Raw genomic sequence first — 22,159 nt, forward strand, 5'->3', positions numbered from 1 at the left:
ATGAATAACACTATCGTTTCAGAATTAATCGGAATATGCTACAACTGTTACTGCCCCAAAAAAGCGTAAAAAATATCAAGATTTAGTAATAAAAACCTTAAATGATTTCTATTATGTTGAGAATAAGAAGGATATTTACAATGATATTATCATTCTAAGATAGCTAAAACACTTTTTTTTGTTTTCAACTTAATTAAATTCTCGTAAAGCTATTCCATCGCTTTTAGAATTTTGGTGCGATTAGGTTTTTTTATGTGTTTAGATGGTCTATTTTTTAATTTTATCGATTTTAATTGATTCGTTGAATTGAATTATCAGAATTTTTTCAGCAATTAATTAGGATTTAGAAGCTCTATTTTAATTGTTTTTTAACTTGATTTTGGGCACCAAACTACCTAGTAAATAAAAGTACAGCTTTCCTAAAAGTTTTAAAAAAACTAATTAGATACGCAGATCAGAACAGCTTTAGTAAATAACGATAAGTCAACATGCTAATTTAGCAGTCATAGAAAGTTAAGAGTTAAAATTAATATTTTTTAAATTTTGTAAGGCTTAAAATATGCCACTAAAAAGCCTTAAATCTTTAAAAAAAAGCTCGAATTTTGTATTATGTCTAGTCCTAAAAAACCGATACTTTAGTTTGTATCGGTTTTTTTTATTTTTATTACTATTGTAGATTCTTAAATTATCTTATTTTTATAAAAAATCATAATTCATGAATGTCTACATAAAATCATTACTAATTCTTCATTCTTTTTTTTGCAGTATTTCTTGCAAATCGCAAAATGTACTTTCTGAAATTAAAGAAAAAAGTGACACATTCATTAACGACACTACTTTTGTGAATTTAAAAGATTACTGCCAAGATTTTGTCTTTGACATGAAGTATGCCACAGACGATAATTTTTTAAAGGAAAAAGTTTACGATTGTGCCGAATGTTTTTTGCGTTTAAAAACGGTAAAAGCATTTGTTGTAGCAAATAAAAAGTTTATTAAAAAAGGGTATAAGATTAAAATTTTTGATTGTTATCGCCCTTTAGATATTCAGAAAAAAATGTGGAAAATTGTATCCAATCCGGAATATGTTGCTAATCCTGCAAAAGGTTCCATCCACAACAGAGGAGGAGCAGTAGATATTACTCTGGTTGATGGTATTGGGAAAGAATTGGATATGGGAACTTCTTTCGATTTTTTTGGTAAAGAAGCAAGCCATAGTTACCTAAATGTTTCGAAAGAAGTAAAAAAGAACAGAGCCTTGTTGAAAACAATTATGACAGGTAGCGGTTTTAATTCTTTTGATTCTGAGTGGTGGCACTACAATTTGAAGTCAAGTCAGAAGGATGCAATATCTAATGCTAAATGGGATTGTAAATAGACTCACTCAATACATTGTAAGGTATTGATAAAGTAGGTTTCAGGATTATAAATCTCATTGTTTAATTCGGATTTAAACTCTTTTTTGAAGATGTAGTCTTCCGTATCGGTTAAATATTTAATACGCATCATAGATACTGGAGAATTTTTTAAGTCTTCAAAACTGTCTTTAATGAACATGAAAATACCAGAATTGACTCTGTTGTCAAACCCTTTTTCATCACGTAACATCGTACCACAATTTTCTTGATCGATATGTATTAATGTGATTATTTTTCCATTATTAAGCTGTAAGTATAATTTGGAATTTTTATCAAAGCAATTTGCTTTCAAAAAATCTTTACTTTTTTGAATAAATTGCACACTTAGTGTTGGTAAGCCATCCGTTAATGCCAGGGAATAAAAGATATAACTAGAATTGCCACCAAAATGTTTCTCACTAATCATGTATTCTTTGGTTGCTTTATAGGTTCCAATAGAGTCAGTTACATTGGAGCTGTACTCGCAAGGTTTCTGAGCAAATAAAATACTAGTAAAAAGAAATAAAGAGAGTGCAAAGCAGTGTTTCATAGTTATGATATTTTGGTGCAAATTAAAACTATTTTATGATTATTTTCATTAGTTGTAAAAAAACAATAGATATTACCACCGTCTTTTATTTTCCATTTTTTTCGAATATTTTCTACACTATCTGGGAAATTTCGAGTTGTAATATTGGCTTGGGTATTTTCTAAAAAAGATTTCATTTCTGTTTTGTTGTACCCAAAACAATTTTGTATTTCAAAACAACGTCCTGGAAAAGATATTAAATCAACAGAAGTGTATAAATGGGAATGCTTGTGTAATTTGTCTAAATTGAAAAAAGCTCCAACTTGATCAAAACCACCTGATTTCATTATGGCGCTATTAGGCTCGTAAAGGTATTTTTGTGGTAAACCAATTGAAGTAGTTGTAATCCCCTCATTCAGAATAAAATCAAATGTTTCAATTTTATCCTTTATTATATTAATTGTTTTTATTGTTACAGGTCCGGAATAAGTTGCATGTAATTCCCATACTAATTCTTTTACTTCACTCTCAATAGCAACGATATGTATTGTTTTTACATGTTGCAATTCAGATAATCCAGCTGATAGATCAAGTAAAGGTGCTGTTTTAATTAAAATCTGTTTAGAATGATTAAAATAGAAAGTAAGATTTTCAGGGACATTAGGTAAACAATCGTTAAGCATGAAAACTTTTCCTTTGGCATCATTTCGTCTAGAAGGATCTATGTAAATCCAGTCCCATTTTGAATTTAAAGTGTTCAATATGTCGAAACTATCTCCTGTATAACATGAAATATTTTGAATATTTAATTGTTTAAAATTGTGTTGAACGATAGTAGATAATGCTGGATTTATTTCGCAATGGGATACTTTTTCTATCTTTTTCGCAAAATAAGAATCATCTACTCCAAAACCTCCAGTTAAATCAATTAGAGATTTTCCCGATACAATTGAGGCTTTATAGGAAGCGGTTGTTTCAGATGATGTTTGTTCTATCGAAATTTTACTTGGATAAATTATATTTTTGGTTGCAAACCAAGTCGGTAGTTTGTTTTTTGCTTTTGTCTTTGCTTCTATTTGGCTCAAAACAGTAATCCAATTGGACTCTGGAAATGGATTTTTTTGAAGTGCTAACTTTGATATGTCTACACCAATATTATCATCTATAAAAGCTTGTATTGCTGTATTTAATAGTGCTGTGTCCACAATTAAATATCTTTAGTCAACAACATGATTATTTTGTTTTCAGGGAAGAATTCTTTACCAATGACCTTTATTATTGTATAAAGAGGAACTGCTACCACCATTCCAAGAATTCCAAAAAGGAATCCTGCAATTAAAATCACAAGAAAAATTTCTAGAGGATGGGAGCTTACACTTTTTGAAAAAATAAAAGGCTGCGATAAATTATTATCAATAATTTGAACAATCCAAAAGCCAATCAAGACGTAAATTGTGGTTGGTAAAATTTCAGATTGAAAATCACTTCCCAGATTACTCAGCATCGTAAGAACTGCTGCTAAAATTGAGGCTATCAATGGACCTATATATGGAATAATGTTTAAAACAGCACATAAAAAGGCGATGACAAGAGCATTAGGAACCCCAAAAATAAATAATACAATTAAATATAAAATGAATACAATAAATAGCTGAAGTAGTAACCCGATAAAATAACGAGATAATAAATGATTTATTTTTTCTAAAGAATTTAAAATTTGATCTTCATGACTGTTTGGAATTAGTTTTTTGGCCCCTAAAACTAGCTTTAAACGGTCTTTTAGAAAGAAAAAAGTAATAAATAGAACAGAACCTAGTCCTACTCCTAAACTACTAATTGTCCCAAGAATTGAATTTAAAAAATTTGGAAAAATATTAAAATTGATTTTGGATGTAATGTTAGCTTCCTTCAACATTTGTGCAGAATCAATTTGATGATTGTCTAAAAAAACGGTAATTTGTTTGATTAGTTGAACAATATCTTTTTCAATTTCTGCAGTATTTAGAAGAGATAAATTTTGTCCCTGTGATAAAACCAACGGAACAAACATCATTATAAAACCGAAGATAATTAATATAAAAATGAATAAAACTAGTATTGTAGCAAAGATATGATTGAATTTTAGTCGTCTTTTAAAAAAGTCTAAAATGGGATTTCCAATCAACGTCATTATAAATGATATTACCAGATATATTAAGACCGATTGAATTTGGTAAAAAAATAATAAAATTAAACCGCAGAAAGCTAAAGTCAATAGCGCTCTCAAAATACCGTTGGAAATCGTCTGTGATGTAATCATCTTTTATTTTTAGTCGGTAAATATAAAAAAAAACTCGCTAACAAGTAGCGAGTTTTGAATTCTTAAAAAACTAAAAAACTACAATCTGAAACTTGCTCTTGATCCACCAGAAACAAAAACGGCAGCCATTCTTGATTTTTGACCGTTAGAGAACATATACATTCCTCTATCATCAGTATAATCCATATAGTTCATTGTCATTTCAACTGGGTTACCAGAACAAGTACTGTAATGTGGATATGCTGGAACTCCAGAATTTGCTGCATTGTGAGTAGGTGTATCAGATACTAAATCACTACCACAAGTTGCATCACCCCAAATATGGCGTAAGTTCATCCAGTGTCCTACTTCATGAGTTGCTGTTCTTCCTAAGTTAAAAGGGTAAACGGCTGTGCCAGTATTTCCTAAATATTTTGAATCAATTACAACACCATCAGTAGAAGAAGACCCACCAGGAAATTGAGCATAACCTAAGATTCCACCGCCAATAGTACAAGCCCAAAGGTTCATCCTAGTAGTTGGAGTAGTTGGAGCAATTCCACCTTGAGAAGCAATTTTCATAGCGTCGTTAGTACCCCAAGAAGTTTTTGTAGTAGCTTTTCTATAAACAGCTTCTAGTACAAAAGAGATTTCTACGTTCGCTTTAACACCGGCAAATAAAGAAGGAACTTGATTAAAATCCGAATTTGCTGCGTTAAAATCTTTATTTAAAACATCAATCTGGGATTGAATTTGTGCTAAGGAAATATTTTCAGCAGTGGTTCTGTAAAGAACATTCACTACAACCGGAATTTCAATTTTTCCATTTACTAAACGACCTGTCAAAATTGATTTTTGTGTGAATGCTTCAATTTCATTCATTTTTAACGCTAAAGAAGGATCTGCCTTCATTTGGGCTGCTAGGACTTCTTGAGATGCGCAACCACGTTTAGCAATAGCATCTGCTGATGGAGTAATTTCTGTTGTGTCATTTTGACAAGAAAAAAGCATTAATAATGCTACAGCAGATAAGAGAATTTTTTTCATAATAAGGTTGATATAAATTAATAGATTTGGTTAATTATTTAAAAATAAATTTAGAAAATTTGTTACAATTGTAACTTTGTGATGCTAATTGTAAATACAACAGCTCAGGAATAAATAACTGCTGAACTGCTACTGAAATAAGATTTACATAATTTGAGATACTTTATAATTATGTAAAAACGAAAGGAGCTTATTGATCAATAAAAAGAGGTGACTATTGATGACACCTCTTTTTGTAATGTAGGAAAGAAAATTATATTCCGAAACTAGCTCTTGCTCCACCGGAAACAAATAAAGCATCCATTCTTGATTTTTGACCGTTAGAGAACATGTACATTCCAGCATCATCAGTATAATCCATATAGTTCATTGTCATTTCTACCGGAGTTCCTGAACAAGTACTGTAATGTGGATAAGCAGGTATACCGTAATTAGCAGTGTTGTGTGTAGGTGTATCAGATACCAAGTCACTTCCACAAGTTGCATCACCCCAAATGTGACGTAAATTCATCCAGTGACCTACTTCATGAGTAGCAGTTCTTCCTAAATTAAATGGAGCTGCAGCAGTACCATTAGTTCCAAAAGCATTATTGTCAATTACTACCCCATCAGTTGCAGATGCTCCTCCAGGAAATTGAGCATACCCAAGGATACCACCACCCATATTACATGACCACATGTTTAAAACAGTTGTAGGAGTTGTAGGAGTGATCCCTTTTGGTGCTTTTTTCATAGCATCATTGGTAGACCATGAAGTTGTAGTAGTAGACTTTCTAACAACACTTTGTAATACAAAAGTAATTCCAACATTCGCTTTATCACCTGAAAATAATGCAGGAACAGAAGAATAATCAGAGTTTAAAGCATTAAAATCTTTATTCAATACATCAATTTGCGATTGAATTTGTGTCAAAGAAATATTTTCAGCGGCGGTTCTGTAAAGCACGTTTACTACAACTGGGATTTCTACTTTACCATTTACTAAACGATTTGTTAACATTGCTTTTTGTGTAAAAGCTTCAATTTGATTCATTCGAATTGCTAATGTAGGATCAGCTTTCATTTGTGCCGCAAGAACTTCTTGTGAGGCACAACCCCTTTGAGATACTGCACTTGCTTGTGGAGAGGTTTCTGTTACATCATTTTGACATGAGAAAAGCATTAAAAATGCTGCAGCAGATAAAAGAATTTTTTTCATAATAAATTTGTTATAAATTAATAGATTTGGTTAATTATTTCACAATTTTATAACAATTTATTTAAAAAAAAAATTTTTTTTAATTTTTTTTTAATAAAAATTGCTATTTATTAGATTTTGTTGATGTTACGGGATTATTGTTTTTTTTGATAAACAAGTAGATTCATACAAATTTTTTAAGTTAAAGAGTTTAAAACTAAAACTTATATATTAGTAAGTTATTTAATATTTTTAATATCAAAAAAATATTAATTATCACAATTTTATAATAATTATTAAAATAATTGATTTTAATCTCTTTTTTAAAATAAAACAAATTTTCGGTAATTGGTTCTATTGAAGTAATTTATAATTTTTTTTAGGAGTATGTTCTGATAATCTAGTCTTAAAAAAACGACTAAACACAGTTTTTAAATAGAATATAGACATATACGTTTATAAGTTTGGCGTCGTTTTAATAATTAAACCTTACTGCATTGAATTATTAACCTAGAAGTAGTTTGCCAGAGAATTATTTGGCCTTGATAAATTTAGTAAAATAGCGGTTCTTTATTTTTATTTTCTTCGAAAATTAAAATGGTTTCCTATGGAAAACGGGAATACTGATTTTAATTAAGGAAGGGTTTTAGCAAAGCTAATATTAATTATTAAAGAGATAATTAATGATATTAGCACCCATTTTTAATGCTTTTTCACGAACTTCTTTTGGATCATTGTTAACTTCAGCATCTTCCCATCCATCACCTAAATCGCATTCATAGGTATAAAGTAAAACTAATTTAGTTTTTACAAATATTCCAAAGGCCTGAGGTCGTTTTCCATCATGCTCATGTATTTTGGGTAATCCATTTGGGAAAGAGTTTGGTCTTTGAAATAGGGCATGACTTGCCGGGATTTCAACTAAATCAGTGTTTGGGAATATTTTTTTAATTTCTTTTTTAATATATTGATCCATCCCGTAATTATCATCAATATGAAGAAATCCGCCAGCAAGGAGATAATTTTTAAGGTTACTTACATCAGCATTACTAAAAACGACATTTCCATGGCCGGTCATGTGAACATAAGGATATGAAAATAAATCAGGGCTACTGGGTTCTACAGTTGCTACTTTGGATTTGATTCGGGTGTTAATGGTAGTGTTGCAATATTTAATTAAATTAGGAAGTGAAGTAGGGTTTGCATACCAATCACCACCACCGCTGTACTTTACCAAAGCAATTTCTTGCGAAAATGATGGGATAGAAAGTAGGAACAGTAGATAAAATATTTTTTTCATAGGTGATAAATAAGACATTCTTATTCTTCATTGAAGAAAACAACACTGTGACAGGCAACAATTGCAGCTGTTTCTGTTCGTAGTCTAGTGTTTCCTAACGAAACAGGTGTAAAATGATTTTCTAGTGCCTGAGCAATTTCTTTTTCGGAAAAATCGCCTTCAGGACCTATAAGCATGGTAATATCCTCGTTAGGTTTCAAAACTGATTTTAAAGTTCTTTTATCTGTTTCTTCACAATGGGCTATTAGTTTTAAACCTCCATTTTTAAGTTTAATGAATTCTTTGAATGTGATGGCATTGTTTAATTTTGGAAGATACAATTCATTAGATTGCTTCATTGCAGTCAATAGAATTTTATCAAATCGTTCCGTATTAACAACTTTTCGTTCGGAGTGGTCACAAATAATGGGCGTAATTTCATGTACTCCTATTTCTGTTGCTTTCTCCAGGAACCACTCAAAACGATCATTCATTTTAGTAGGAGCTACAGCCAGATGCAATCGGTATTTTGAAGGAGCCTTTTTTTCAAATGAAAGTATTTTTACAGTACATTTACTGTCAGAAGCCAAGGTAATTTCTGTTTTGAATAAATCTCCTAAACCATTAGTGACATATAATATATCAGTATCTTTTTTTCGTAAGACTTTGATAATGTGTTTGCTTTCTTCTTTGTCAAAAGAAAAAATTTGCGTAGAATCTGTAATATTTGGATTGTAAAATAATTGCATAATTTAGAATTGTATTCTTGCTTTAGAAACTACTGCTGAAGTTTCAAATGTTTGTGTTAAAAATTTTTGATAACCCACAATTCCAATCATTGCAGCATTATCAGTGGTGTATTCAAATTTAGGAATAAAGGTCTTCCAACCGTATGTATGCTCTGTTTCTTTTAGTGTATTTCGAATTCCAGAATTTGCGGAAACCCCACCTCCAATGGCAATTTGTTTTATTCCAGTTTCTTTTACCGCTAATTTTAATTTGTCCATTAAAATTTCAATAATTGTATGTTGTATCGAGGCGCAAATATCATTTAGGTTTTCATCAACAAAATTTGGATTTTCTAATTTTCTCTTTTGAATAAAATATAGAATCGCCGTTTTTAATCCCGAAAAACTAAAATCCAATCCAGGAACTTTTGGTTTGGTAAATGCGAAAGCTTTTGGATTTCCCAATTGTGCATATTTATCAATCAAAGGACCTCCGGGATAGGGAAGACCTAAGATTTTAGCACTTTTATCAAAAGCCTCGCCAACAGCGTCATCAGTGGTTTCGCCAATTACTTTCATATCAAAAAAGTCAGCTACTTTAATTATTTGAGTGTGCCCCCCACTTATAGTCAAGGCCAAAAACGGAAAACTAGGTTTCTCAAAACCGTCTTCTTTAATAAAATGAGCTAATACATGTGCTTGCATGTGGTTTACCGCAATCAAAGGAATCTGTAACGCCAGTGCCAGTGATTTAGCAAAAGAACTTCCTACTAAAAGGGAACCCATAAGCCCTGGCCCTTGTGTAAAAGCAATTGCGGATAATTGTTCTTTTTGTATATTTGCATTTCTCAGTGCTGCAGCTACCACAGGAACAATATTTTGTTGGTGCGCACGAGAAGCTAATTCAGGAACTACACCACCATATTGATTGTGAATTAGCTGATTTGCCACAACATTTGACAACACTTTATCGTTTTGTAAAATGGCAGCAGCAGTATCGTCACAGGAACTTTCGATGGCAAGAATAAAAACCTCAGGATTTTGCATAAAAAGGCACAAATTTTGAATTATATTTGACAGATAAATTATGGAAATAACTTTTTGTAAACAGGCAAAATTAGATAATTTTTATCAAAGGCACCTTGTTTCTAAGGGCAAAATAAAATATTAGAAAATTTAAAGAGTAAATAGGTATCAAAAAAATTATTAAAATAGCATTTCGTTTACTGTTGGGGCTGATCCTACTATTATTAGTGCTTGGTATCGCACTAACTATTCCGGTAGTGCAAACTAGAATTGCACAGTATTTTACTAATAGTATCAATAAAGATTTTGGAACTAATATTGCCATAGATGGTGTTGCCATTTCAGTTTTTGGTGGAATAAAATTCAAAAAAGTATTAATTCTGGATCATCATAAAGATACTTTGATTTATTCGGAACGGATTGCAACCACAATTTTAGAAGGTAAAAAATTACTCGACGGGGATTTGATCTTTGACGACTTAGATGTGCATGGATTAGTTTTAAACTTGAAAACATATAAAAATGAAAAGGAATCTAATCTTGACAAATTCATAAAAGCTTTTGAAACAGGAAAACCCTCAAGTAGAAAATTTTTGCTTAAAGCAAATAAATTACAAATCTACAATGGACATTTTATTGTAATGGATTTCAATAGAGAGAATCCAAAGGATCTTGATTTTACTAAACTGAATGCCTCTGTAGATGATTTTTTAATATTTGGGCCAGATGTAACCACCCAGATCAACAAAATGTCTTTTCTTGACTTTCGTGGATTGTATGTTAAAAATTTAGAATCTAAATTCACCTATTCAAAGAAAAATATAAAGCTTGAAAATCTGGATTTATTAACCAAGGAATCCACTTTGAATGGAACAGTTTTATTGAATTATAAAATAGAAGATTTCTCCAACTTTACGGATAAAGTGCTGTTTGATATCCAACTGAATTCGGCTTCCATAGCCTCGAATGATATTCGCTATTTTTATAAAGAAATTGGTAAAAACCAACATTTTTACACAAAAGCAAGTATCAAAGGGACTCTTAATGATTTAAAGTTTAAAAATTTGGAATTAGTTGATGATCGAAAAACACAAATTATTGGCGATATCAATTTTAAAAATTTATTTGCCAAAAAAGGACAGAAATTTTCGATGTATGCAAAGTTTGACAAGTTGACTTCTAGTTATGAAGATTTGGTCGTCATTCTACCTAATATTTTGGGAAACAAGTTGCCTACATCGTTAAGGAAATTCGGAAGATTTTCAGCTTCAGGAACTTCTAATGTTTCTACGACTGCCGTTAAAGCTGATTTTTCAATGATAACCGCATTAGGAAGAGTAACTTCTAATTTAGAGATACAAAATATAAATGTAATTGATAAGGCGTCTTATTTAGGAAATGTAATTTTAGAAAACTTTGATATTGGGACTTTATTGGATCAAAAAGAGTTAGGAAGAGTTAGTTTGAATATTGATGTGGATGGTAAAGGTTTTAAACAAAAATATTTAAACACTGCGATCAAAGGCGCTATTAGTCAAATTGACTATAAAAATTATAAGTACACCAATATTGTTGTCAATGGTACTCTAAAAAGTCCGAATTATAAAGGTCAGATTTCAATTAATGACCCAAATTTGGTGATGACTTTTGACGGTTTATTAGATCTTAGTCAAAAAGACAATCGATATGATTTTCATATTAATGTTGAAAATGCTGATTTGAATAAATTAAAATTAGTTAAAGATTCTGTTTCTGTATTTAAAGGTGATGTTGTGGTTCAGGCAACAGGAAATAACATAGAAAATTTTCAAGGAAATGTATATATCAATAAAACGTCTTTTAAAAACGCGAAGGATACTTATAATTTTGATGATTTTACAATAATTTCTTCTTTTGACCCAAATAGGGTACGAACTATAACGGTGAATTCTCCTGATATCGTTGAGGGTGAGATTATAGGTAAATATGAATTCAATCAATTAGAAAATTTAGTAAAGAATTCTTTGGGAAGTTTGTACACCAATTTCAAACCCAGTAAGGTAAAAAAAGGCCAGTTTCTTAAATTCAATTTTTCAATTTACAACAAAATCATCGAAATATTTTATCCCGAAATTTCAATCGGGGCTAATACGATTGTTAAAGGAAATATCAATTCTGACAATCAGGAATTTAAACTCAATTTTAATTCACCACAAATTATAGCTTCTAATACTACATTTGATAATATTAGGGTTTCAGTTGATAATAAAAACCCGCTTTATAATGCCTATGTTGAATTAGATAGCATCAAAACAAAATACTATAAAATACGCGATTTTAGTCTTATAAATGTTACGATGAAAGATACATTGTATTTTCGTTCGGAATTTAAAGGAGGACCAAATGCAGAGGATTATTATAATCTAAACTTATACCACACGATAAATAAGGACAATAATAATGTTGTGGGAATTAGTAAATCAGAAGTTAAATTCAAGGACTATCTTTGGTTTTTGAATGAAAAAGAAACACCGGATAATCAAATCGTTTTTGATAAGTCATTTAAAAATTTCAATATTGATAATATAATTTTATCTCATGAAGATCAGTCCATTTCATTAGGTGGAGTATTTAAGGATACCACTATTAAGGATTTGAAGTTGAGTTTTAAAGATGTTGATTTAAACCAAATTACGCCTACCAATGAAAAGTTTATTGTGCATGGAAACATAAATGGAGCAGTAAATTTTAAGCAGAATAAGGATGTTTACCAACCTACTTCCTCTATAGTAATTGATAATTTAAATGTAAATAAAACGGATTTAGGTACTTTAAATTTTGATATTGAAGGTGATGAAAGCCTTAGGAAATTTACTATAAATTCGAATTTAGAAAATGATAATCTAGAATCATTTAATGCTGACGGAAGTTTTGAAATTGTTAATAAAGAGACTATTCTTGATTTAAAATTAAATTTCGAAAAATTTAATATCGCCACTTTAAACTCACTCGGCGGAGAAGTGTTATCTAACATTAGAGGCTCAATAGCAGGAAACGCTACAATTGAGGGCAATCTCAAAAAGCCGAATATCAATGGACGTTTATTTTTGGATGATGCTGGAATAACAGTGCCGTATTTGAATGTAGATTATGCCTTAAGTAACAACACAATTATTGACTTAACAGATGAACGATTCTTGTTTAGAAATAATACTCTAACGGATACTAAATACGGAACTAAAGGCAATTTAAATGGAAGTATTCAGCATAGTAATTTTACAGACTGGAAATTAGATTTAGCAATTAGTTCAAAAAGACTAGTAGCGCTAGATACTAAAGATAGTGAAGATGCCGCTTATTATGGGACAGCATTTATTGATGGTACAGCAACTATAAAAGGGCCTACCAATTCCTTGTTTATAAAAGTAAATGCAAAATCTGAAAAAGGGACTGCTGTCAAAATACCGATTAACAATGCAGAGAGTGTCAGTGACAATATCTTTATTCATTTTGTAAGTGCCCAAGAGAAATATAATTTAGAAAAAGGAATTGTTGATAATACCAGGAATTATAATGGACTTGAATTAGAATTTGATTTTGATATTACTCCAGACGCAGAAGTAGAAGTTATTCTAGACCGGAATACTGGTCATGGTATGAAAGGTAAAGGGTTTGGATCGTTATTGTTTAAGATTAATACTTTAGGAAGATTCAATATGTGGGGGGATTTTCAGGCTTATGAAGGAACCTATAATTTCAAATATGGGGGACTTATCGATAAGAAATTTGCAGTTAAAAAAGGTGGCTCTATTTCCTGGGAAGGCAACCCGATGAAAGCCCAATTAAATCTTGAAGCGGTATATAAAACCTCTGCAAATCCTGCAGTTTTATTGGATAATTCTTCGTTTAATACTAAAGTTCCCGTAGAAGTGGTAATAGGACTTCGTGGAGATTTAACAAGTCCAGAACCTGATTTCAATATTGAATTCCCAACGGTTAGTAATGTATTAAAGTCAGAAATTCAATATAAATTAAATGATAAAGATGTACGACAAACACAAGCCTTGTATTTGTTGTCTTCTGGAGGGTTTTTAAGCCCCGAAGGAGTAAGTCAATCTGATTTTTCTGGAAGCTTATTTGAAACAGCATCTAGTATTTTAGGCGGTATCATTCAATCGGACGATGAAAAATTTAAAGTTGGGCTAAACTTTATTGGTGCTGACAGAAGAATAGGTAAAGAAACTGATGGACGATTTGTTGCTACAATTTCATCTAAAATTAATGAAAGGGTTACTATTAATGGTAAATTGGGAGTGCCTTTTGGAGGAATAAACGAATCGGCAATTGTTGGGGACGTTGAAGTACTTTATAGAGTAAACGAGGATGGGAGCCTTAATTTAAGGCTTTTTAATAAAGAGAATGATATTAATTATATTGGTCAAGGGATAGGTTATACACAAGGTTTAGGAGTTTCTTATGAAGTAGACTTTGATACTTTTAAAGAATTTGTCAATAAGATTTTTAAAAACCTTAAATTTGATAAGGTCACTACTCCAGCTTCTGAAGATCAAGATTCTAATTTATCTCCAGATTACATTAATTTTTCTAAATCCAAGAAAACGAATACTGTAAGAATTAAAAAAAATCAAGAAGGTTTAATTCCGGAGGAAAATTAATTTTTTAATTTTAAGTATTAATTTTAATTTACGATAATCACAAACTAAGATTAAATTAAATACCACTTCCAGCGCTGGTCCTATTTTAAGTTTTTTGTTAAAATGTAAAAGCAAAATTTCCTAAGATTTGGTATCCATAAATAATGCAGTGTTTGCCCTGTTTTTACAATTAAAAAACAGATCAATTGTTAATTGTTAAATAAAAGTAGACTATTTTTTAATTTTGTTAAATAAAATTCAATTTATTTTGATTTTTCAAAAACTTATTAACGAAAACGTTTGAATTCATCATGCTTTGCTAATTTATTAAAAACACAGCCTTGAAAGTGGTTAATGTTTGCTAGTTTTACACTTTAATACTTAAATAATGCCAAAAACAATAAAAAAAGTTGGTGTTCTAACCTCGGGAGGTGACTCACCAGGAATGAATGCTGCTATTCGATCGGTTGTTCGAACTTGTGCTTATCATAACATAGAATGTATAGGAATTTATAGAGGGTATCAAGGAATGATTGAAGGTGACTTCAAAGAAATGGGACCTCGAAGTGTAAACAACATTGTCAATAAAGGAGGGACGATTTTAAAATCGGCTCGATCTTTAGAATTTATAACTCCCGAAGGAAGAAAAAAAGCTCACGAAAACCTTACCAAAGCAGGAATCGACGCCTTAGTAGTAATAGGTGGTGACGGCACTTTTACAGGAGGTTTATTATTCAACACTGAATTTAATTTTCCAGTGATGGGAATTCCAGGAACTATAGATAATGATATTTTTGGAACGAGTCATACTTTAGGATATGATACGGCATTGAATACTGTAGTAGATGTAATTGATAAAATTAGAGATACAGCAAGTTCACACAACCGTTTATTCTTTGTAGAGGTAATGGGAAGAGATGCAGGACATATTGCTTTGAATGCAGGTATTGGTGCAGGAGCAGAGGAAATTCTTATTCCTGAAGAAGATTTAGGTTTGGATCGATTATTAGAATCGCTGCAAAAGAGTAAGGCATCAGGAAAATCTTCGAGCATAGTTGTCATTGCAGAAGGCGATAAAATAGGTAAAAACGTATTCGAATTAAAAGATTATGTGGAAGCTAATTTACCGGAATATGATGTTAGAGTTTCTGTATTAGGTCACATGCAGCGTGGTGGATCACCGTCTTGTTTTGATAGAGTTTTAGCAAGTAGATTAGGTGTGAAAGCAGTAGAATCATTGTTAGAAGGGAAATCAAATTACATGGTTGGATTGCAGAATGATAAAGTTACCTTGACACCTCTGGAGCAAGCAATTAAAGGGAAAACTGAAATTGATAGAGAATTATTAAGAGTTTCAGACATTATGTCTACATAAGTGGTTAAAGTTTATTGTGAGGAAATTAGACTTTATATTGAGTTAATAAAAATGAACAAAAAAATTAAAGTAAAATGTCAAAAGTAAAATTAGGAATAAACGGTTTTGGAAGAATTGGAAGAATTGTTTTCAGAGAATCTTACAACAGAGATAATGTAGAAGTAGTAGCAATTAATGATTTATTAGACGTTGATCATTTAGCTTATTTGTTAAAATACGATTCAGTTCACGGACGTTTTGCAGGAAAAGTAGAAGTTAAAGACGGGAAACTTTTTGTAAACGATAAACATATCAGAATTACTGCAGAAAGAGATCCTGCAAATTTAAAATGGGATGAAGTAGGAGTAGATGTTGTTGCTGAATGTACCGGTTTCTTTACCACTATTGAAACTGCAAGCGAGCACATCAAAGGTGGTGCTAAAAAAGTAATTATTTCAGCGCCTTCTACTGATGCTCCAATGTTTGTAATGGGAGTAAATCACGATAAAGCTTTAGCAACTGATACTGTTGTTTCAAATGCATCTTGTACTACAAACTGTTTAGCTCCATTAGCTAAAGTAATAAATGATAACTTTGGAATTGTTGAAGCGTTAATGACTACTGTTCACGCAACAACTTCAACACAAATGACTACTGATGGTCCTTCTAGAAAAGACTGGAGAGGTGGTCGTGCAGCTTCATGTAACATCATTCCATCTTCTACAGGTGCTGCTAAAGCAGTAGGGAAAGTGATTCCTTCATTGAACGGAAAATTAACAGGGATGTCAATGCGTGTTCCTACAACGGATGTTTCTGTAGTTGATTTAACTGTAAAAGTTGAAAAAGAAACTACCTACGAAGAAATTATGGCTGTGTTAAAAAATGCTTCTGAAACTACAATGAAAGGTATCTTAGGATATACGGAAGATTTAGTTGTTTCTCAGGATTTTGTTTCTGATTCAAGAACATCTATCATTGATGCTAATGCTGGAATTGGATTGAACTCTACTTTCTTCAAAATCATCTCTTGGTATGATAATGAATATGGATACTCTAGCAAATTAATTGATTTATCTGTGCATATTGCAGGGTTAAAATAATTCTCTATATTTACAAATCCCGTTAACTTTGTTTTACGGGATTTTATTTTTTGTTGCTTTTCTTAATTAAATAATTTTTTAAAGAGGCAACCCCAAAACCCAAAAAACCATAAAAATGAGATTAATAGTTGATAGTGGTTCTACCAAAGCCGATTGGATTGCGATAGATGACAATGGAAAAGTATTATTTACAACTCAAACATTAGGATTAAACCCTGAAGTGTTAGAAGCCGATGAAATTATTGAACGTTTAAACGATCGTTTCGATATTTTACAGAACAAGAAAAATGCAACCCATTTATTTTTTTACGGAGCAGGTTGTGGTACCGATAAAATGAAAATTACACTTTCGCAAGTTTTTCAAACGTATTTTGCTAATGCTATTATAGATGTTAAAGAGGATACGTATGCTGCTGTTTATGCAACCACTCCCAAAGGAGAAAAAGCAATAGTTTCTATTTTAGGTACGGGGTCAAACTGTAGTTATTTTGATGGAAAAGAATTGCATCAAAAAGTACAATCTTTAGGTTACATCGCCATGGATGATTGTAGTGGAAACGTTTTTGGAAAAGAATTAATTCGAAAGTATTATTTTAATAAAATGCCAAAAGAATTGGCTGTTGAATTTGAAAAAGAATACGATTTGGATCCGGACGCTATAAAAAGCAAGTTGTATAAAGAACCCAATCCAAATGCTTATTTAGCCACTTTTGCCAAGTTTTTAATTCAGCATAAAGAAACAGAATTTTGTAGAAAAATTATCTTTAAAGGAATGAAGTCTTTTGTAAAAAATTACATTAAACAGTATGACAATTGCAAAGAGGTACCTGTACATTTTGTAGGATCAATTGCTTTTTATCTAAAGGAAGAATTAAAAGAAACTTTTGATAAATACGAACTACAACTAGGAAATGTTTTAAGAAGACCTATTGATGGACTAATAGCCTATCATATTGCTAATAAATAGTTTTACGAAGACCTTCGCCTAATCAAAAATCACTAGTCATTTACTTTTAAAAAGGAAAATGACTAGTGATTTTTTAAATATATATAATAAAGCAGATGTTCAAATAGCATCAGACGGATTGCTTACTGGTATGCGTGAATACAGAGACCGATTTTAAAGTATAGCTATCATCGAAATTTCAACATTTACATTTTTTGGCAAACAAGCCACTTGAACCGTTTCACGGGCTGGAGCGGTTTTTTCATTGAAATAAGATCCATAAATACTATTGATTTTTGTAAAATCATTCATATCCATAATAAAAATGGTTGTTTTTACAACATCATCAAATGACATTCCTGCAGCTTCTAATACTGCTTTCATGTTTTGCATGACTTGTTCGGTTTCGGTTTCAATAGTGCCCGTAATTAATTCCCCGTTTGCAGGGTTTATCGCAATTTGTCCCGAAGTGTAGAGTGTATTTCCTTTAAGGATTGCTTGGCTGTAAGGTCCAATTGGAGCTGGAGCTTTCTCTGTAAAAATTATTTTTTTCATATAGTGGCGGTATTTTTTAATTCAAGAAGGTAATGCTAAGTATTATTTAACCTAAAATCGAATTATCGATTGATCGTACTTCGTTTATCCCATTTGATATCACTAAGCACACCGGATTTTATTCCGATGAAGAAACCCCAGTTTGCATTAGTACCAAATGGAGACCAGTTAAAATCCATTCTCCAGCTTAACAAATCTCTTTCAAAACGAAGCTGTGTAAAAGTAACTCCTTTTTGAACAAAATCATAACCAGTAGAAACACCTGCTTTCCATTTTGGGGTTATATCGGCATTTGCTGAAATCATTATGGAATTCCCTATAATTTTATTTTCTCGGTTGTTATTACCGTATGTTAAAGAATAGGCGAAAGTCATGTCCCATGGTAATTTAGAGTTAAAAAATTCTGAAATTTTATCTTCACCATCATCTTCGTCCTCATCCTCAAACTGACTTCTCCTGTTGTCGCCTAGGTCTGTATTAGTACCAAATAAATCATCTCCGCGTCCGCCGTTTCGTTGACTTTGAACGTTTTTATCTTTTTTGGTATCTTCTTTACCTTTACTTGAAATAGAATAATTTAGAGTCATATTGGAACTGGTCATTCTAAAAAGGCTACCACCGTTATCAATATTAAAAACATTAATTCGGTTTCCAGAATTGTCAATGGCATACGGATCTAATGTAGCTCCAAAATTGACATTCATTTTATTATTCAATAATTGAGTACCTCCACTAAGTCTAATAGGCGAAAAGGCAAGTGACGTAACACCATCGGCATCAAGATTATAACTAGTAGAAAGGTTTAAGTTGTTAAGTAGCATTATCTTTTTTGGTTCTACTTTTGTGCTGTCTTTATCAGTAACTTTTGCTTCAAAAGTGTTACTCAAATCAAAGCCTAACGTATTAGAATTGTTTAAACCTGGTGCACCAAAAATCCCACTTTCAAATCTAGAATATTGTTTGATCATTGTTCCGGTGGCATCTGAGGCATAGGTGTCATAATATTTTTCAAAACTAGGCGTATATCCGTAGGATACTGAGGGTCTCATGACGTGTCTTATTGATTTAATTTTTTTGTCATTTCCAAAATTAAAAGTTCCATAAATTGTAGTTCCTACGCTAGAGGAGAATGAGTAGGTTCTAAAAGCATCAAAACCATTGATAGTTTTATCAACAACTCTGCTTTGGTCTTGATCATATCTTCTTTCAATTGTTTTGGTATACCAGATTTCTTCGTAATTCATAGATGTAGTAGCACTAAAATATTTGAACAATTTAAAATTAGTACTTAATGGAATGCTGTGCTGAAACCCAATTTTCGCATCGCGGAACATTTGGGGTTTAAAAAATAACGAATCTGTAGTAACGATGCTGTTGCGGCCGTTTAAATTATACTGTAAATTTATATTCTTGAAAAAACCTTTCTTCATACCATCTTTACCTACAAAAGGATAGATTCGATCTACACTCAATTGTAATGTTGGCAATGTCATGTTTATCTCTTGAGTCTGGGTGTTTTGCGAATGTGTTGCTGTTAGTGACATCCTAACTTGAGGAACTGTGGTGAAATTTTTAGAATACGATATTGAAGAACTCAATGTATTATTGAGGTTTGATCCAATATTGACTTGATTGATGGATTGCTGAAAATACCTACTGCTTCCAAGATTGACAGAAGCTGAAAAACTGGAGTTAGGATTGGATTTTGAATCTTTAGAATGGGACCATTGGATGTTATAAATATTTTGTTTTGAATAATCCGGATAGCCCCTTTCACTGTTTATTAAATTTTCAAATCGAATGTTTAAATTACCTCTATAATTGTATCTTTTTGCATAACTAGATTCAAAACGCATTCCGTAACTGCCATTGGTATAATAGTCCCCTAATACGGTTAAATCATAATTATCGCTAAGTGCAAAATAGTACCCTAAATTTTGAAGTGAAAATCCTCGGTTATTAGAGTCGTTATAACTGGGTAATATTAATCCCGAAATACTAGTCTCTTTGCTCATTGGAAAAAAAGCAAAAGGCAAAGCAATAGGGGTAGGAACATTGGCAATAACCATATTGGTCAATCCAGTCACCACTTTTTTGCCAGGGATAAACTTTACTTTATCAGTTTGAAAATAATATTCTGGATTGTCTATATCTTTTGAAGTTGTAAATCGGGCCCCTTTTAAAAAATAAACGGAATCATTTTCTTTTTTTGTTATGGCTGCCTTAATTTTAAATTCTCCTTGATCGGATCTTGAATTCCAAATTAGCGCTTTCTTAGTTTTAAAATTAAAGCGTATCGAATCGGGTTCGATTACATTAGCACCTTGTTTGAAATTTGGAAATTGAGTATAGGCACCAGTAGAATCTTTGATACGTCCTGCATATACCTCGTTTTTTTCATAATCCATAATGATTATTCCAGACTTCAATTCAACGTCTTGATAATACAATTCGGCTTTATCGTAAAGCGTAATGATTTTTTTCTTCTGATCTATTTTAGCATACTGATCCGCTTTGTATTTTACTTTACCGTCAAGGAAAGCCTTTTTAGGTTTAAGGGTGTCCGTTTTTATCGTATCGCTTTCTTTTTCAAGAGTTAAAACAGGTCTTGGATCTTTAGTGTCACTTTTTTTAGTGCTATCTATTTGTCTGTTAGAGGGTATAGCTGTCTTTTTTTTGGGTATGTCTTGAGAATATAATTTACCAGAACCTAATGATAGGAAAAATGATAATAAAACGATATTAAATAAGTTTGTATACAAAGGTTTAAATGCTATTTTTGTAAAAGTATGGCCTGTTTTTTGACATGTCAAACTTACATATAATTTTTTGTCAAAAATAGTCAAATAAAAAATTTTATGACAGTAGTGTTTTAATTAAATTAACTTTTGGATTTATGCATATTACATATAAAATAAAAACAATATTAACTTTTTTTTTGACGATACTTTCTCTAACAAGCTTTAGTCAATCCAATATCTTCAAAGTAACTTTAGATGCGGGTCATGGGGCTCATGATTTTGGAGCTGTTTATGAAGGTCGTGTTGAAAAGAACATTGCTTTGGCAGTAGTTTTGAAGGTGGGCAAAATACTAGAGTCTACAAAAGAAATAGATGTCAATTATACCCGAAAAACTGATGTTTTTATTGATTTGATTGAAAGAGCAAATATTGCAAATAGATTCAATGCCACTATTTTTGTATCTATACATTGTAATGCCAATAGAAATACTGCTGCAGATGGTACAGAGACTTACGTAATGGGTTTGAGTAAAGTGGCATCAAATCTTGAAGCTGCAAAAAAAGAGAACTCTGTAATTACATTAGAAAAAGATTACAAGCAAAAATATGAAGGATTTGATCCTAACTCTCCTGAAACCATGATAGGTATGACCTTGATGCAGGAGGAATATTTAGACAATAGCATTTCTCTGGCAAGTAAGATTGAAGATTCTTTTGGAGATTTAGGAAAGAAAATACGTGGAGGAGGAGTCAAACAAGCCCCTTTTATGGTGCTTCATAAAGCATATATGCCAAGAGTTTTAATAGAAATGGGTTTTATTTCGAATACAATTGAAGGGAATAAGTTGAATTCAGAAGATGGACAGGAAGAAGTAGCACGAGCAATAGCAGATGCAATTATCAGCTATAAAAAAGAATATTTTGGTAATGGAGAGGTTGAAATTTTTGAAGAAAAACCGTCACAAAAAATAAATGCAAAACCAATTAAAGACTCAGTTGCACCTGCTAAACCAAAAATGATTTCTCAAACAGCTGGATCCTTACAGGCAAAAAATTCTGTTGATACTTCTAAAACGTTATTTAAAGTACAGCTTTCTGCCAGCAGTAAAAAATTAGAATTAAATCCGAAAAATTTTAATGGTTTAAAGAATATTTCTGTAACACGTGAAGACAGAATGTATAAGTACATGTATGGAGAAACATCTAACTATGAAGAGGCTAAAAAACAACTAAATGAGGCCAAAGAAAAAGGATATATTTCGGCATTTTTGATAGCGTTTAAAAATGGAGAAAAAATCAATATTCAAGATGCTATTAGATAAAAGCACTTCTATTTTAGAGTGTTTTTTCTGCCAAACATCCCTTTATTTC

Annotated in this window: 16 protein-coding genes; 6 read left to right on the forward strand and 10 right to left on the reverse strand. The window is 31.5% G+C overall.

Going from position 1 to position 22,159, the window contains the following annotated elements; genetic code table 11:
• Positions 1–715 precede the first annotated feature (715 nt).
• Positions 716–1,375, forward strand: a complete 660-nt coding sequence (locus ACNQF9_RS06735) for a M15 family metallopeptidase (protein ID WP_417960273.1) — start codon at positions 716–718, stop codon at positions 1,373–1,375.
• Between the two features lie 2 nt (positions 1,376–1,377).
• Here the strand turns inward: ACNQF9_RS06735 and ACNQF9_RS06740 are convergent, their stop codons facing one another.
• From ACNQF9_RS06740 to tsaD, 8 genes are all read right to left on the reverse strand, one after another.
• Positions 1,378–1,944: a hypothetical protein gene (locus ACNQF9_RS06740; protein WP_417960272.1), complete on the reverse strand. Its 567-nt coding sequence runs from the start codon at positions 1,942–1,944 to the stop codon at positions 1,378–1,380.
• A gap of 2 nt (positions 1,945–1,946) precedes the next feature.
• Complete coding sequence (locus tag ACNQF9_RS06745; RefSeq protein WP_417960271.1) at positions 1,947–3,128, reverse strand: THUMP-like domain-containing protein; 1,182 nt, start codon at positions 3,126–3,128, stop codon at positions 1,947–1,949.
• 2 nt (positions 3,129–3,130) lie between these two features.
• The gene (locus tag ACNQF9_RS06750) at positions 3,131–4,222 is read right to left on the reverse strand and encodes an AI-2E family transporter (RefSeq protein ID WP_417960270.1); all 1,092 of its coding nucleotides are present in this window, start codon (positions 4,220–4,222) and stop codon (positions 3,131–3,133) included.
• A gap of 78 nt (positions 4,223–4,300) precedes the next feature.
• On the reverse strand, positions 4,301–5,248 hold the full coding sequence (locus ACNQF9_RS06755; protein ID WP_417960269.1) for a zinc metalloprotease: 948 nt from the start codon (positions 5,246–5,248) through the stop codon (positions 4,301–4,303).
• Between the two features lie 253 nt (positions 5,249–5,501).
• On the reverse strand, positions 5,502–6,446 hold the full coding sequence (locus tag ACNQF9_RS06760; protein WP_417989899.1) for a zinc metalloprotease: 945 nt from the start codon (positions 6,444–6,446) through the stop codon (positions 5,502–5,504).
• 640 nt (positions 6,447–7,086) lie between these two features.
• Positions 7,087–7,725, reverse strand: a complete 639-nt coding sequence (locus tag ACNQF9_RS06765) for a DUF4159 domain-containing protein (RefSeq protein WP_417989900.1) — start codon at positions 7,723–7,725, stop codon at positions 7,087–7,089.
• 20 nt (positions 7,726–7,745) lie between these two features.
• Positions 7,746–8,453 (reverse strand): 16S rRNA (uracil(1498)-N(3))-methyltransferase, encoded by a 708-nt coding sequence (locus tag ACNQF9_RS06770; RefSeq protein WP_417989901.1) that lies wholly within the window; start codon positions 8,451–8,453, stop codon positions 7,746–7,748.
• A gap of 3 nt (positions 8,454–8,456) precedes the next feature.
• Positions 8,457–9,479 (reverse strand): tRNA (adenosine(37)-N6)-threonylcarbamoyltransferase complex transferase subunit TsaD, encoded by a 1,023-nt coding sequence (gene tsaD, locus ACNQF9_RS06775; RefSeq protein ID WP_417989902.1) that lies wholly within the window; start codon positions 9,477–9,479, stop codon positions 8,457–8,459.
• 236 nt (positions 9,480–9,715) lie between these two features.
• Here tsaD and ACNQF9_RS06780 point away from each other — a divergent pair, with 236 nt between their 5' ends.
• The 4 genes from ACNQF9_RS06780 to ACNQF9_RS06795 all read left to right on the forward strand — a co-directional run bounded on the left by ACNQF9_RS06780 (position 9,716) and on the right by ACNQF9_RS06795 (position 17,513).
• Positions 9,716–14,113 carry a translocation/assembly module TamB domain-containing protein gene (locus ACNQF9_RS06780; protein ID WP_417989903.1) on the forward strand — a complete coding sequence of 1,466 codons (4,398 nt, stop codon included), beginning with the start codon at positions 9,716–9,718 and terminating at the stop codon, positions 14,111–14,113.
• A 367-nt stretch (positions 14,114–14,480) separates the two neighbouring features.
• Positions 14,481–15,467, forward strand: a complete 987-nt coding sequence (pfkA, locus tag ACNQF9_RS06785) for a 6-phosphofructokinase (RefSeq protein ID WP_417960263.1) — start codon at positions 14,481–14,483, stop codon at positions 15,465–15,467.
• Between the two features lie 74 nt (positions 15,468–15,541).
• A complete protein-coding gene (gene gap, locus ACNQF9_RS06790) occupies positions 15,542–16,546 on the forward strand; it encodes a type I glyceraldehyde-3-phosphate dehydrogenase (RefSeq protein WP_417960262.1) in 1,005 nt (334 codons plus the stop codon).
• A gap of 115 nt (positions 16,547–16,661) precedes the next feature.
• Positions 16,662–17,513, forward strand: coding sequence for an N-acetylglucosamine kinase (locus tag ACNQF9_RS06795; RefSeq protein WP_417960261.1), 852 nt, complete (start codon positions 16,662–16,664; stop codon positions 17,511–17,513).
• A gap of 153 nt (positions 17,514–17,666) precedes the next feature.
• Here the strand turns inward: ACNQF9_RS06795 and ACNQF9_RS06800 are convergent, their stop codons facing one another.
• Positions 17,667–18,047, reverse strand: a complete 381-nt coding sequence (locus tag ACNQF9_RS06800; protein ID WP_417960260.1) for a RidA family protein — start codon at positions 18,045–18,047, stop codon at positions 17,667–17,669.
• Between the two features lie 62 nt (positions 18,048–18,109).
• Positions 18,110–20,860 carry a putative LPS assembly protein LptD gene (locus tag ACNQF9_RS06805; RefSeq protein ID WP_417960429.1) on the reverse strand — a complete coding sequence of 917 codons (2,751 nt, stop codon included), beginning with the start codon at positions 20,858–20,860 and terminating at the stop codon, positions 18,110–18,112.
• A gap of 83 nt (positions 20,861–20,943) precedes the next feature.
• On the opposite strand from ACNQF9_RS06805, the gene ACNQF9_RS06810 reads away from it, so the two are divergent.
• Positions 20,944–22,110, forward strand: a complete 1,167-nt coding sequence (locus ACNQF9_RS06810) for an N-acetylmuramoyl-L-alanine amidase (protein WP_417989904.1) — start codon at positions 20,944–20,946, stop codon at positions 22,108–22,110.
• Positions 22,111–22,159: the final 49 nt, after the last annotated feature.

Source organism: Flavobacterium amylolyticum (assembly GCF_048284335.1).
Lineage (GTDB): Bacteria > Bacteroidota > Bacteroidia > Flavobacteriales > Flavobacteriaceae > Flavobacterium.

Coding starts and splice junctions, on each gene's coding strand:
- ACNQF9_RS06795 (WP_417960261.1), top strand. CDS start 16,662: ATGAGATTAATAGTTGATAGTGGTTCTACCAAAGCCGATTGGATTGCG.
- ACNQF9_RS06810 (WP_417989904.1), top strand. CDS start 20,944: ATGCATATTACATATAAAATAAAAACAATATTAACTTTTTTTTTGACG.
- ACNQF9_RS06760 (WP_417989899.1), bottom strand. CDS start 6,446: ATGAAAAAAATTCTTTTATCTGCTGCAGCATTTTTAATGCTTTTCTCA.
- pfkA (WP_417960263.1), top strand. CDS start 14,481: ATGCCAAAAACAATAAAAAAAGTTGGTGTTCTAACCTCGGGAGGTGAC.
- ACNQF9_RS06750 (WP_417960270.1), bottom strand. CDS start 4,222: ATGATTACATCACAGACGATTTCCAACGGTATTTTGAGAGCGCTATTG.
- gap (WP_417960262.1), top strand. CDS start 15,542: ATGTCAAAAGTAAAATTAGGAATAAACGGTTTTGGAAGAATTGGAAGA.
- tsaD (WP_417989902.1), bottom strand. CDS start 9,479: ATGCAAAATCCTGAGGTTTTTATTCTTGCCATCGAAAGTTCCTGTGAC.
- ACNQF9_RS06765 (WP_417989900.1), bottom strand. CDS start 7,725: ATGAAAAAAATATTTTATCTACTGTTCCTACTTTCTATCCCATCATTT.
- ACNQF9_RS06735 (WP_417960273.1), top strand. CDS start 716: ATGAATGTCTACATAAAATCATTACTAATTCTTCATTCTTTTTTTTGC.
- ACNQF9_RS06755 (WP_417960269.1), bottom strand. CDS start 5,248: ATGAAAAAAATTCTCTTATCTGCTGTAGCATTATTAATGCTTTTTTCT.
- ACNQF9_RS06770 (WP_417989901.1), bottom strand. CDS start 8,453: ATGCAATTATTTTACAATCCAAATATTACAGATTCTACGCAAATTTTT.
- ACNQF9_RS06800 (WP_417960260.1), bottom strand. CDS start 18,047: ATGAAAAAAATAATTTTTACAGAGAAAGCTCCAGCTCCAATTGGACCT.
- ACNQF9_RS06740 (WP_417960272.1), bottom strand. CDS start 1,944: ATGAAACACTGCTTTGCACTCTCTTTATTTCTTTTTACTAGTATTTTA.